Here is a 13,606-nt window from a genome sequence, read left to right as displayed (position 1 = left end):
TGTTTTTGTCGTTTCGCACGGCGCTTCTCGGAGCGCCTGTCTAGAGCGATGCGAGGGAAACCGGTTTCCGTCAGACATCGGCGAAGTTTTTCGAAAAATTCGTACGGAGCCCTATTCCGCCAGGCTCGCGCCGGCCTCGACGAGGATGGCGTCGCCGCGCACCGTCACGCGGGCGCCGAAGCTGGCGGCGGCGGCGCGGGCGAAGCTTTCGGGTTCGTTGGTGCGGAACCAGCCGACCAGCCGCTGGTTGGCCAGCCCCTGGTCGACGATGACGATCTTGCGGGCGTTGTAGCGGTTGAACTCCTCGGCCGCCGCGCCGAAGGCCTCGCCGTCGAGCACGATCTGGCCTTCGCGCCAGGCCAGTTCGCGGGTGATCTCCAGAGACGCGGCCGCCGGCCGCGCCGCGCCGGCGCTGTCGGAGACGAAGACCCGCTCGCCGGCCGCCACGCGGCGAGGCGCCTCGCCCGCGCCCTCGGACCAGACCTCGACCACACCCTCGGTGACCAGCACCTCGCAGCCGCCAGCGCGGCGGCGGACGGAGAAGGCGGTGCCGACCGCCCTCACCCGCACCGGCCCGCTCTCGACCACGAACGGCCGCTGCGCATCCTTGGCGACCTGGAACCAGGCCTCGCCCTTGTCGAGGCGGACCTCGCGCTTGCGCGGCTTCATGGCCACTTCAAGCGCGGTGTCGGTGTTGATGGCGGCCATGGAGCCGTCGGCCAACGGCACCCGGCGGATCTCGCCTACCGCCGTGCCATAGCGCGCCGCCAGCAGGCGCGGGACCAGCAGCGCCGCGACGCAGGCGGCCACCGCCGCGACACCACCGCCAGCCAGCAGGGCGCGCCGCGACGGGGCCTTCGCCTTGACCGGCGCGGCCGCCTCCGGGCCGAGCACCCGAGCGCGGTCCAGCAACGTCCAGCCGGCCTGGGCGCGCACATAGGCGCCGCGCCGGCGCGGATCAGCGGCCAGCCAGGCTTCGAGTTCAGCCGCCTCTTCGGCGGGGAGTTCGCCCTGATCGACGCGCACCACCCATCGGGCGGCGCGCGCCTCGATGTCAGCGGCGCTTTCGCGTTCGGTCATGCGTGTTCGGCCTCCTCGCGGCCGTCGGTTGTTGCTGCGTTTCACCCTCGGCGAGGGCGGCGAGGATGGCGCGAAGCCCCCTCACGGATTCATTTTCCACCACGTTCTCGGTCACGCCCATGCGGCGGGCGATCTCGCGCTGCGGCAGACCCTCGATCTTGCGCATCTCGAAGATCCGGCGGCAGCGGTCGGGCAAGGCGGCGATCAGCCGCCGCACCCGCTCCAGCTCGCGCCGCCCGCCGGCGATGCGCTCGGGCGAAGGCTCGTCGAGCTCGACGTTCAGAGAGTCGATCTCGGCCGCCGTGTCGATCCGCACCACCCTGGCCCGCCGAAGCTGCTCAAGCGCCACGCTGCGGGCGGCCTGGAAGAGATAGGCCCGCGGCTCGCCGATGTGCTCGACGGCGCTCAGGCCTGCCAGGCGGCAGTAGGTTTCCTGCACGATGTCGTCGACGTCGCCCGCGGCCGCGAACGCTCGCCTCAGCCAGGCGCGCAGGTCGGCTTCATGGGGCAGGATCTCCCGCCCAATCCAAGCCACGACACGCGTACGCCCGTCCGACACCGTTTCCGCCCGAGTTGTTCTGAAGGGAGCGATGCACGGCCGGGGAATTTCCGTCAAACCCGACGGCGGAAAAGTCGCCCCTCGTCCGCATGACGCGCCCGGAACCCAGGTCAAACAGCCGCGTTGTCCGCTTAGTTGAGTGGAGTTCCGCCGCTTCGGCTAGGAACTCGAGGGGGCGAAATGCGGGACACGGGGCAGACGGCCGGCGAACACAAGCTGGACCAACGCCAACTGCTGGCGGCGTTGCGGGCCTTTCGACGTGGAGATTTCTCCGTCCGCCTGCCTGACGATCTCGACGGACTGGACGGCGAACTGGCCGAGGCCTTCAACGACGCCGTCGGCCTCAACGACCGGATTTCCAAGGAATTCGAGCGCCTGCGCGACTCGGTCGGCCGCCAGGGCAAGATCAACCAGCGCGCCGCGCTGCCCGGCGCCCTGGGCTCGTGGAACGACAGCGTCGAGGCGGTCAACAGCCTGATCACCGACATGGTCCACCCGACCGCCGAAATGGCCCGGGTGATCGGCGCCGTGGCCAAGGGCGACCTCTCCCAGACCATGGACCTCGAGAACGAGGACCATCCGCTGCGCGGCGAGTTCCTGCGCATCGGCAAGGTGGTCAACACCATGGTCGGGCAGCTGGGCTCGTTCGTGTCGGAAGTGACCCGCGTGGCCCGCGAGGTCGGCACCGAAGGCAAGCTGGGCGGCCAGGCCAAGGTGGCGGGCGTCGCCGGCGCCTGGAAGGACCTGACCGACAACGTCAACCTGATGGCCGCCAACCTGACCGGCCAGGTCCGCAACATCGCCGAGGTCACTACCGCAGTCGCCAACGGCGACCTGTCGCGCAAGATCACCGTCGACGTGAAGGGCGAGGTGCTGGAGCTGAAGAACACCATCAACACCATGGTGGACCAGCTGAACGCCTTCGCCTCGGAAGTGACCCGCGTGGCGCGCGAAGTGGGCACCGAAGGCAAGCTCGGCGGCCAGGCTCAGGTCGAGGGCGTCGGGGGCACGTGGAAGGAGCTGACCGACAACGTCAACCTGATGGCCGGCAACCTCACCGGCCAGGTTCGCAACATCGCCGAAGTGACCACCGCCGTGGCCCGCGGCGACCTGTCCAAGAAGATCACCGTCGACGTGCGCGGCGAGATCCTGGAACTGAAGGACACCATCAACGTGATGGTGGACCAGCTGAACGCCTTCGCCAGCGAAGTCACCCGCGTGGCCCGCGAGGTCGGCACCGAGGGCAAGCTGGGCGGTCAGGCCCAGGTGGAGGGCGTCGGCGGGACGTGGAAGGACCTCACCGACAACGTCAACTTCATGGCCGCCAACCTGACCGGCCAGGTCCGCAACATCGCCGAGGTGACCACCGCCGTCGCCAACGGCGACCTCTCCAAGAAGATCACCGTCGACGTGAAGGGCGAGATCCTGGAGCTGAAATCGACCATCAACGTCATGGTCGATCAGCTGAACGCCTTCGCCAGCGAAGTGACCCGCGTGGCGCGCGAAGTGGGTACGGAAGGCAAGCTGGGCGGCCAGGCCAACGTCACCGGGGTCGGGGGCACCTGGAAGGAACTGACCGACAACGTCAACCTGATGGCCGGCAACCTCACCGGCCAGGTCCGCAACATCGCAGAGGTGACCACCGCCGTGGCCCGCGGCGACCTCTCCAAGAAGATCACCGTCGACGTGCGTGGCGAGATCCTGGAACTGAAGAACACCATCAACACCATGGTGGACCAGCTGAACTCGTTCAGCTCGGAAGTGACCCGCGTGGCCCGCGAAGTCGGCACCGAGGGCAAGCTCGGCGGCCAGGCCCAGGTTCGCGGCGTGGCCGGCACCTGGAAGGACCTGACCGACAACGTCAACTTCATGGCCGCCAACCTCACCGGCCAGGTTCGCAATATCGCCGACGTGACGACCGCCGTGGCCAATGGCGACCTCTCCAAGAAGATCACCGTCGACGTGAAGGGCGAGATCCTGGAGCTGAAGAACACCATCAACGTCATGGTGGACCAGCTGAACGGCTTCGCCTCGGAAGTGACCCGCGTGGCGCGCGAGGTCGGCACCGAGGGCAAACTCGGCGGTCAGGCGCAAGTGAAGGGCGTGGCCGGCACGTGGAAGGAACTGACCGACAACGTCAACCTGATGGCCGGCAACCTGACCGGCCAGGTCCGCAACATCGCCGAGGTGACCACCGCCGTGGCCATGGGCGACCTCTCCAAGAAGATCACCGTCGACGTGCGCGGCGAAATCCTCGAGCTGAAGAACACCATCAACGTCATGGTCGATCAGCTGAACTCGTTCAGCTCGGAAGTGACCCGCGTGGCGCGCGAGGTCGGCACGGAAGGCAAGCTCGGCGGCCAGGCTCAGGTGAAGGGCGTGGCCGGCACCTGGAAGGACCTGACCGACAACGTCAACTTCATGGCCGCCAACCTGACCGGCCAGGTCCGTAACATCGCCGACGTGACCACCGCCGTCGCCAAGGGCGACTTGTCGAAGAAGATCACCGTCGACGTGCGCGGCGAGATCCTGGAGCTGAAGTCGACCATCAACGTCATGGTCGATCAACTGAACGGTTTCGCCTCGGAAGTGACCCGGGTGGCGCGGGAAGTAGGCACCGAGGGCAAGCTGGGCGGCCAAGCCGCCGTGCCGGGCGTGGCCGGCACCTGGAAGGACCTCACCGACAACGTCAACATGATGGCCGCCAACCTGACCGGCCAGGTCCGCAACATCGCCGACGTCGTCACCGCCGTCGCCCAGGGCAACCTCAAGCGCAAGCTGACCCTCGACGCCAAGGGCGAGATCGCCTCGCTGGCCGACACCATCAACGGCATGATCGAGACCCTGGCCACCTTCGCCGACCAGGTGACCAACGTGGCCCGCGAGGTGGGTTCGGAAGGCAAGCTGGGCGGCCAGGCCAAGGTGCCGGGCGCGGCCGGCCTGTGGCGCGACCTGACCGACAACGTCAACGAACTGGCCGCCAACCTGACCACCCAGGTGCGCGCCATCGCCGAGGTGTCGACCGCCGTGACCAAGGGCGACCTGACCCGCTCGATCACGGTCGAAGCCTCTGGCGAAGTGGCCGCGCTGAAGGACAACATCAACGAGATGATCCGGAACCTGAAGGATCAGACGTTGAAGAACACCGAGCAGGACTGGCTGAAGACCAACCTGGCCCGGTTCAGCCGCATGCTGCAGGGCGAGCGCGACCTGTCGACGGTGTCGAACCTGGTGCTGTCGGAGCTGGCCGCTCTGATCAACGCCCAGCACGGGGTGTTCTACGTCTCGGAGGCCGACGAGGCCGGCGACACGGTGCTGACCCTGGCGGCCAGCTACGCCGGCGCCCAGCGCCGCTCGCCCGCCACCCAACTGCGCCTGCGCGAGGGCCTGGTCGGCCAATGCGCAGCCGAGAAGAAGCGCATCTTGCTGACCGACCTGCCGGCCGACTACGTCAAGATCAGTTCGGGCCTGGGCGAGGCCGCGCCGCGCAGCATCATCGTGCTGCCGGCCCTGTTCGAGGGCGAGCTGAAGGCGGTGATCGAACTGGCCAGTTTCGGCGCCTTCAACGAGACCCAGCAGGCCTTCCTCGACCAACTGATGGAGTCGATCGGCATCGTGCTGTCGACCATCGCCGCCAACATGCGCACCGAGGGCCTGCTGGCCCAGTCGCAGCTGCTGACCTCCGAGCTTCAGGCCCAGCAGGGCGAGCTGAAGAAGACCAACGATCGCCTCGAACTGCAGGCCGCGTCCCTGCGCCAATCAGAAGAGCTGCTGCGCTCCAAGCAGGAGGAGCTGCAGCAGACCAACGCCGAACTCGAGGACAAGGCCCTGCTGCTGTCGGCCCAGAACAAGCAGGTCGAGGCCAAGAACACCGAGGTCGAGCAGGCCAAGGCGGCGCTGGAGGAAAAGGCCGAGCAGCTGGCTCTGACCTCGAAGTACAAGTCCGAGTTCCTGGCCAATATGAGCCACGAACTACGCACGCCGCTCAACAGCCTGCTGATCCTGTCGAAGATGCTCAGCGAGAACGCCCAGGGCAACCTGTCCGGCAAGCAGGTGGAGTTCGCCAAGAACATCCACAGCGCCGGCGCCGACCTGCTGGGCCTGATCAACGACATCCTCGACCTGTCGAAGATCGAGAGCGGCACGGTCACCCTCGACATCGGCGAGATGTCGTTCGCCAGCCTGCGCGACCAGACCGAGCGGACCTTCGCCCAGATCGCCCAGGACAAGAAGCTGGACTTCCTGATCGACCTGGATCCCGCCTTGCCGCGGGCCATGTACACCGACGACAAGCGCCTGCAGCAGGTGATCAAGAACCTGCTGTCCAACGCCTTCAAGTTCACCGAGGCCGGCTCGGTCAGCCTGTCGGTCAGCCGGGCCGAGCGCGGTTGGGCCGAGGGCAACGACCATCTCAACAAGGCCGGCCAGGTGCTGGCCTTCTCGGTCGAGGACACCGGCATCGGCATTCCCGAGGAAAAGCAGCGGATCATCTTCGAGGCCTTCCAGCAGGCCGACGGCACCACCAGCCGCAAGTACGGCGGCACGGGGCTGGGCCTGTCGATCAGCCGCGAGATCACCCGCCTGCTGGGCGGCGAACTGAGGGTGGTCTCCACCCCCGGCCAGGGCAGCACCTTCACCCTCTACCTGCCGCTGAACTTCAGCCCGACGGCGGCCTCCGCCCTCTCCGGCCCGACGCCGCGCCCGGCCGGCGCCCCGCCGGCGACCTTCGTCATCTCCACGGCCGACGCCCCCGCCTACGAGCCGGTTGAGACGGTGCAGGACGACCGCGACGGCATCGAGCCCGGCGACTCCGTGGTGCTGATCGTCGAGGACGACCCGCGCTTCGCCTCGATCCTGCTGACCCTGGCGCGCGACGCCGGCTATCGCGGGGTGGTCACCGGCGAAGGCTCGGCAGTGCCGTCCCTCGCCCGGCGCTTCTCGCCCGAGGCCATCCTGCTCGACGTCGGCCTGCCCGACATGGACGGCCTGGCCCTGCTCGACCTCCTCAAGCGCACCGCCGACACCCGCCACATCCCGGTGCAGGTGATCTCGGCCGACGATCGCGGCGGCCTGGCCCCGTCGATGGGCGCGCTGGGCTTCACCAGCAAGCCCGTCGAACAGGAAGCGGTGATCTCGACCCTGGACCGCGTGCGTCGCCTGGCTCATGGCGGCGCGCGAGCGCCGACCCTGGTCGGGGGCGGCAGCGATACGACCGGTCTGCTGCGCGAGGCCTTCGGCGACGTGCATGTGGCGCGTGACCTTTCCGCCCTCCCCGCCTTGGCCTTCTCGGGCGACGGCGGCGGCCTGGTGATCGAGGTCGAGCCGGGCGCGGCCGGGTCGGTTCTCGACGCCCTGAAGACCCGCAACCCGGCCCCCGGCGCGGTGGTGCTGTACGCGCCCGGCGAACGCGACGCCGAGGAGAGCCGGCGCCTGCGGCTGGCGGTGTTCACGGGGCTGGCCCGCATCGCCCGCACCCCCGAACAGCTGATCGATCAGGCCGCCCTGCTGCTGCACGAACGGGTGGACGGCCTGCCCGAGGCCGCCCGGGCCATGCTGGCCCAGAACCGCCACGCCGACGCCGTTCTGGCCGGCCGCACCGCCGTCGTCATCGACGACGACATCCGCAACATCTTCTCTCTGGCCAGCGCCCTGGAGGAATACGGCATCGCGCTGCGCTACGCCGAAAGCGGCCGCGCGGGCCTGGAGCTGATGGACGGTCTGGACCAGGTCGATCTGGTGCTGGTCGACATCATGATGCCCGACATGGACGGCTACGAGACCATGCGCGAGATCCGCTCGCGCCGGCGCTTCGCCGACCTGCCGGTGATCGCCGTCACCGCCAAGGCCATGAAGGGCGACCGCCAGAAGTGCATCCAGGCCGGGGCGTCCGACTATGTCTCCAAGCCGGTGGACCTGGACCAGCTGATCTCGGTGCTGAGGGTCTCGGTGCAGCGGGCGGACGCGGCGCGGGCGGCCGGCGACAACGTGGTGGTGCTGGCGACGGCGGCGTCCTGATCATGGTCCCCGCCGTCCAGTTCCCGCCGGTCGAGCCCGAGCCGCAGCCGGTCACCAAGATCCTCATCGTCGACGACGACGAGCGCAACGCCTTCGCCGCCGTCCAGGCGCTGGAGAGCCTGGGCCAGGAGCTGGTCATCGCCCGCTCAGGCGAGGAGGCCCTGCGGCGGCTTCTGACCGACGACTTCGCCGTGATCCTGCTCGACCTGCACATGCCGGGCATGGACGGCTACGAGACCGCCGCCCTCATCCGCCAGCGCCGGCGCACGCGCAGCGTGCCGATCGTCTTCCTGACCGCCGTGTTCCGCGACGAGACCCACATCTTCAAGGCCTATTCGGCCGGGGCCGTGGACGTGGTGTTCAAGCCGGTCGATCCGTTCATCCTGCGCTCCAAGGTGCAGGTGCTGGTCGATCTCCACGTCAAGACGCTGGAGCTGGCTCGCCAGGCCGAGCACCAGAAGGCCCTGCTGGAGGAATACGCCCGGGTCCAGGTCGAGAAGGCCGCGGCCGAGCGCTCGCTGCGCAGCAACGAGGAGCGCCAGCAGGCCATCCTGCGGGTGCTGCCGATTGTCTTCCATTCCCGCCTGGCCGAGCCGCCCTACACCCCGCTGTCGCTGAGCGACAACGCCGAGCGCCTGACCGGCTTTCCGGCCGACCAACTGCTGGGCGAGGCCGCGCTGGGCATCGACCGGGTGCATCCCGAGGACCGCCCCGTGGTCGCCCGCGCCCAGGCCGAGGCCATACGGACGGGCTCCTACAGCTGCGAGTACCGCTGGCTGCGGGCCGACGGCGAGTATCGCTCGTTCATCGACCAGGGCGTCCTGGCCTTCGACGACGACACCGGCCGCGCCCTGGTGTTCGGCGCCCTGTTCGACAACACCGACCGCCGCGGCCTGGAAGAGGCCCTGTCCCACGCCCGCAAGATGGAGGCCGTCGGCCAACTGACCGGCGGGGTGGCCCACGACTTCAACAACCTGCTGACCGTGGTGCTGGGCAATATCGACCTCGTGCAGCGCCGCTGCGGCGACGCCTTTCCCTATGCCCGGCAGATCATGGCGGCCCGCCAGGCGGCCGAGCGCGGCGCGGCCCTGACCCGCCAACTGCTGGCCTTCTCGCGCCGACAGCGGCTGGACCCGGCGACGGTCGAACTCAACGACCTCGTCCGCGAGTTCTCGTCCCTACTGCGCCAAGCGGTGGGCGATGCCGTCACCATCGAGGTCGAACACTCGACCGAACAGGGCTGGGTGCATGTCGACGTCGCCCAACTGGAAAGCGTGCTGCTGAACCTGGCGGTCAACGCTCGCGACGCCATGGACGGCGCAGGCCTGCTGAAGATTTCGGTGCGAACCGGCGCGGCCGGCCACCAGCTGGTGGTCAGCGACAGCGGCCCGGGCATGTCGCCCGAGGTAGCCTCGCGCATCTTCGAGCCGTTCTTCACCACCAAGGAGGTGGGCAAGGGCTCGGGCCTGGGCCTCTCGCAGGTCTATGGCTTCGTGCGGCAGTCAGGCGGCGAGATCGAGGTGACGACCAGCCCCGGCGCCGGCGCGTCCTTCCGCATCGACCTGCCGGCCTGCGCGCCGTCGAATGTAGAGGTCGTGATTGAGGGTCCAGCCGCCAGCGTGCCGGTCGGCACCGAGCGGATCCTGGTGGTCGAGGACGATCCGGCCGTGCTGGCCCTGGCGGTCGATACCCTGCGACCGCTGGGCTACCATGTCGCCGCGGCGCGCAACGCCGCCAGCGCCCTGCGCCGCCTGCGCAACGGCGACGGCTTCGACCTGCTGTTCTCAGACGTGGTGATGCCCGGCGGGATCACGGGCCTGGACCTGGCCCGCAAGGCCCGCGTCAAGCGGCCCAGCCTGAAGGTGCTGCTGACCTCGGGCTTCATCGGCCAGGAGGCCGAGGACTGGGCCAACGAATACCCGATGATCGACAAGCCCTACGCGCCTTCGGCCCTGGCCGCGCGGGTGCGGGCGATCCTCGACGCGGTGAGCTAGGCGGGCGTTTCAGCCCGACGGGTCAGCCCATCCGGGCGCTGATCAGGAAGCGGCTGCGGCTCTCGGCCGACTTGCGTTCCAGCGCCTGGCGCTCCTGCTGCTCGGTAGCGTCGAGCATGGCTTCCAGCAGGCGCGAGAAGTGCAGGCGCATGGCCTGGCGGGCGGCCTTGGCGTCGCGGCGGCGCAGGGCCTCGACCACGGCGGCGTGTTCGTTCTGGCGGGCGTCGCCATCGTGATGGCAGATCGACTCGTGGGTGCGGCGCACCTCCGGATCTTCCATGCGGAACTTCCAGAGGGTCTTGATCGTGTGGATGATCACCCGATTGCCCGAGGCCGAGGCGATGGTCATGTGGAACTCGCGATCCACCGCCGTCGAGCGGGCGTCGTCGTCGCCGGCCTCGACCATCTCGATCAGCAGCGCGTCGAGCTTGGCGAGGTCCGCATCCGAGATGATCGGCGCGGCCAGGGCGGCGGCCTCGGACTCGAACAGCGAGCGGGCCTCGGTCAGCTCGAAGGCGCTGACGGTCGGCAGGGCGTCGCCGCCGGCGCTGTCGGGCGCGACCGGACCGCAGACATAGACCCCCGAGCCGGCCCGGATACGCAGAGTCCCGCGCGCCTGGAGCGCGATCTCGGCCTCGCGCACTGTCACCCGGCTGACGCCCAGCCGTTCGGACATCTCCCGCTCGCCCGGCAGCCTGGAGCCGGGCGGAAACTCTCCCGCCCGGACCATGCCGGCGATCTTGTCGGCGATTTCCTCGAACAGCCGGCGGTCGGCCATGGCGCCCCTCTAAGACGTTGTTGCGTCGCCAGATTTGCCCCAATCGGATTAAAATTGGAATAGCAAATTGGTTTGCACCACGGCCGCCAATCGGCCCTAGAAGCGCGCGCGTATCGAAGCGAAGAACTGCGGCCCGAAGTACTGGTAGTTGCGGGTGCTGCCCTGGATCGGCATCGAGTCGACCTTAACCTCGTTGAACAGGTTGAGGCCCTGCAGGCGGATATCGACCTTCTTGTTCAGCTTGTATTGAGCCGTGAAGTCGAAGGCGTCGCCGCCCGAGATGTAGCGCAGCTGGGCGTTGCCGCCGACGAAGTCCTGATAGTAGCGCGAGCGGTAGCGGTAGATGCCCTGCAGGGTCAGCGGGCCGGCCTCGTAATAGAGCTGGGCCGACAGCACGTGCTTGGAATAGCCGTTCAGGCCCGCGGCCGGGATCATGCCTTCGGTCACCACGCCGGTGTCGGGGTCGATGACGTCGCCCAGCCGGATGTCGTGGTTCTTGAAGTTGGTGATCGCGTAGTTGTAGCTCAGCTTGCCGCCGAAGCCGTCGAGCGGCTTGGGCAGCCAGCTGAACTTGTTGGAGAGCGTGAACTCCGCGCCGTAGACGTGGCTCTTGTCGTCGCTGTTCTGGGTCTGGGTGACCGGCACCGTGACGTTCTGGCCGTCGATGACGAACTCTTCGTCGATGGTCACCGGGATGAAGCCGCCGGTGAACTGCTTGTAATACAGTGTCGTCGCCAGGATGGTGTCGCGGTTGTAGTAGTATTCGAGCGCGACGTCGGCGTTCCACGACATGATCGGCTTCAGGCGCGGGCTGCCGCTGGCGACGATCTCGCCGATAGCGTCCTGGATCGAGGTGAAGTCCGTGCCGTCCTGCAGGGTGATGGTCCGCCCCGCCGCCAGGCTGCTGGGGGCCGGGCGCGACATGGCGCGGTAGAGCGCGATCCGGCCGACCGTCTTGGGGTTCAGGTCGAAATTGGCGTTGACGCTGGGCAGCACGCGGAAGCTGGAAGCCTTGATCCGGGTATCGTCGAACTCGCCGGTCTCGACCAGGCGGATCGAGCCGTCGCTGTTGTTGACCACCTCCAGGCCGGCCCGCAAGCCCTTGGAGACGACGCTGGTGTCGACGACGCGGACGCCGAAGTTGCCACGCACCGGCATGCCGGCCGCCTCGCCCTTGTAGGAGGCCATGACGTAGCCCGACCACACCGTCTCGGTGACGTCGGCGTTGGCCACAGAGCGGGTGTCGCCCGTGCCGCCGGGATCTTCCGCGCCCAGATAGTTGCGGAACTGGCAGAGGGTGTCGAAGGTCGCCCAGCTGTGGATCGAGCCGCCGGGGGCGTCGGACATGTAGTCCGACTGCGGGAAGTTGGTGCGGCAAGCCAGGTTCACCGCCCGGTCCACCGCCAGGCTGGCCTGGTCGATGGTGACCAGGTCGTCATAGGTGGTGTAGCGGCGGCGCGAGTAGCGCAGGCCGGCATCGACCTTGTTGATGAAGCCGTCGAGCGCGTAGCTGGCGTCGAAGCGGGTCGCGAAGATGCGGTCCTTCTTCTCCTCCTCCTCGCGGGTCAGGCGAGCGTCGTCGCTGAACAGCGACCAGTCGTCGAGCTTGAAGCGCGGGTCGATGGTGATGGTCGGCGCGAAACCGTTGCGCGCGTCGTAGACGTAGGGCACCCGCTGATTGTTGATCGCCGTGCGCACGCCGTAGATGTCGAGCGGATCCGAGCGCAGGCGGACCGAGCGGGTCAGGTCGGTGCGGGTGGTCTGGCTGTAGGAGATGTCGGCCTTCAGGGTCAGGCGATCGGTGGCCTCGAACTCGAAATTGCCGCCGCCGCCGATATATTCCTCTTCCCGCTGGAACAGGGTCGAGACCGACTGCAGCGTGCTCGAGCCCTCGGCGTAGAGCAGCCGGCCGTCATCGTCGTACTGCACGTTGTGCAGGTTGTAGCGGGTCTCGGCCAGGCCCAGGTCGTGGCGGTCTTCCTGGTAGTTCCGCTTGGAATATTCGACGTCGAAATTGGCGTCGAAGCGGTCGTTGGGCTGCCATTGCAGAGCGCCGAAGAAGGCGTCGCGCTTCTCCTTGGCGGTCAGCTGGCGATAGGTCATCGAGTTGGGCGTCAGGTAGAACGGCGTGCCGGCGGCGGCCTGGGCGCGGCTCACCTCGGTGCAGTTGCCGGTGCTGACGATGCTGGGATTGCAGGCCACCCAGGTGTTCGACGCCACGTAGGACTCGGCCGGGTCGTCGACCTGGTTGCGCTGGATCCCCAGCGAAATGCCGACATCGCCCAGCTTGCCCAGTTCGTACTGGTCGACATAGCTGGCCGTGCCGCGCCAGCCCCAGGGATCGGAGCCGGTGATCCGCTTCTGATAAGGATTGTAGTTGCCCTTGAACTCCACCTGGGCCAGCCGCTTGCCGTAGTCGAGCGGCTTCTTGGTCTCCATCTCGATCGTACCGGCGACGCCGCCCTCGATCAGGTCGGCCTGTTGCGACTTGTAGATCTTGATGCCGTTGAACAGCTCGGACGGGAACTGGCCGAAGTTGACGGCGCGGTCGCCGCTGCCGTTCGAGGCCTCGCGGCCGTTGAAGGTGGTGGCCGACAGGAACGAGCCCAGACCCCGCAGCGACACTTCGGTCGGGCCGTAGTTGCCACGGTCGGCGGTGGCGCCGGTGATGGTCATGATCGCTTCGCCGATCGACTGGCCCGGCAGGTCGCCGATCTCGTTGGCCGACAGGGCGTCGACGATGGCCGTCGTGTCGCGCTTCACCGCGATCGAATTCTGCATGGTCTGACGGACGGCGCTGACCACCACCTCGTCGACCGAGTTGTCGGTGATCGGCTGATCGACGGGCGCGGTGGCGACCGCTTCCTGAGCCGAAGCGCCGGCGGCGAACGCGATGGCCGAGGCGGCGACGCCGCAGCTCAGGACCGACCGCAGGACCGCGAACCGCGACTGGACGCCCAGAGTAGACTGGCCACGCGGAGTATTGGCGACGTGCATGTTTGCTCCCTCCCCTTCTTTTCTTATGCCGGAACCGTGCGACCTGACCGCAGATGCGTCAAGGCGGATTCTCGGACCAATTTTAGAAATATTTAGGCCAATTTGAACCGGCCAATATGCATACCAATTTTTACCAGGCAGGCGCGCGGAAACGACCCCGGCCAGGGCCGTGGCGCGAAGCCG

General features: G+C 68.0%; 6 protein-coding genes. 2 read left to right on the top strand and 4 right to left on the bottom strand.

Annotated elements, in window-relative coordinates; translation table 11 throughout:
• Positions 1 to 111 precede the first annotated feature (111 nt).
• Both AC07NG_RS13205 and AC07NG_RS13200 read right to left on the bottom strand, forming a co-directional pair.
• Positions 112 to 1,080 carry a FecR family protein gene (locus AC07NG_RS13205; protein ID WP_494594449.1) on the bottom strand — a complete coding sequence of 323 codons (969 nt, stop codon included), beginning with the start codon at positions 1,078 to 1,080 and terminating at the stop codon, positions 112 to 114.
• Complete coding sequence (locus AC07NG_RS13200) at positions 1,055 to 1,639, bottom strand: RNA polymerase sigma factor (RefSeq protein WP_487290934.1); 585 nt, start codon at positions 1,637 to 1,639, stop codon at positions 1,055 to 1,057. Before AC07NG_RS13200 ends, AC07NG_RS13205 begins: the two co-directional genes overlap by 26 nt.
• A gap of 180 nt (positions 1,640 to 1,819) precedes the next feature.
• On the opposite strand from AC07NG_RS13200, the gene AC07NG_RS13195 reads away from it, so the two are divergent.
• Positions 1,820 to 7,654, top strand: a complete 5,835-nt coding sequence (locus AC07NG_RS13195) for a HAMP domain-containing protein (protein WP_494594448.1) — start codon at positions 1,820 to 1,822, stop codon at positions 7,652 to 7,654.
• A 2-nt stretch (positions 7,655 to 7,656) separates the two neighbouring features.
• Positions 7,657 to 9,648 (top strand): response regulator, encoded by a 1,992-nt coding sequence (locus AC07NG_RS13190; protein WP_494594447.1) that lies wholly within the window; start codon positions 7,657 to 7,659, stop codon positions 9,646 to 9,648.
• Between the two features lie 22 nt (positions 9,649 to 9,670).
• Here AC07NG_RS13190 and AC07NG_RS13185 read toward each other — a convergent pair whose 3' ends face one another.
• The gene (locus AC07NG_RS13185) at positions 9,671 to 10,426 is read right to left on the bottom strand and encodes a FadR/GntR family transcriptional regulator (RefSeq protein ID WP_487290931.1); all 756 of its coding nucleotides are present in this window, start codon (positions 10,424 to 10,426) and stop codon (positions 9,671 to 9,673) included.
• A 96-nt stretch (positions 10,427 to 10,522) separates the two neighbouring features.
• A complete protein-coding gene (locus AC07NG_RS13180; protein ID WP_494594446.1) occupies positions 10,523 to 13,423 on the bottom strand; it encodes a TonB-dependent receptor in 2,901 nt (966 codons plus the stop codon).
• Between the last annotated feature and the right edge of the window lie 183 nt (positions 13,424 to 13,606).

Source organism: Caulobacter sp. GW821-FHT10C03, assembly GCF_059415485.1.
This window is presented reverse-complemented; position numbering and strand designations above follow the sequence as displayed.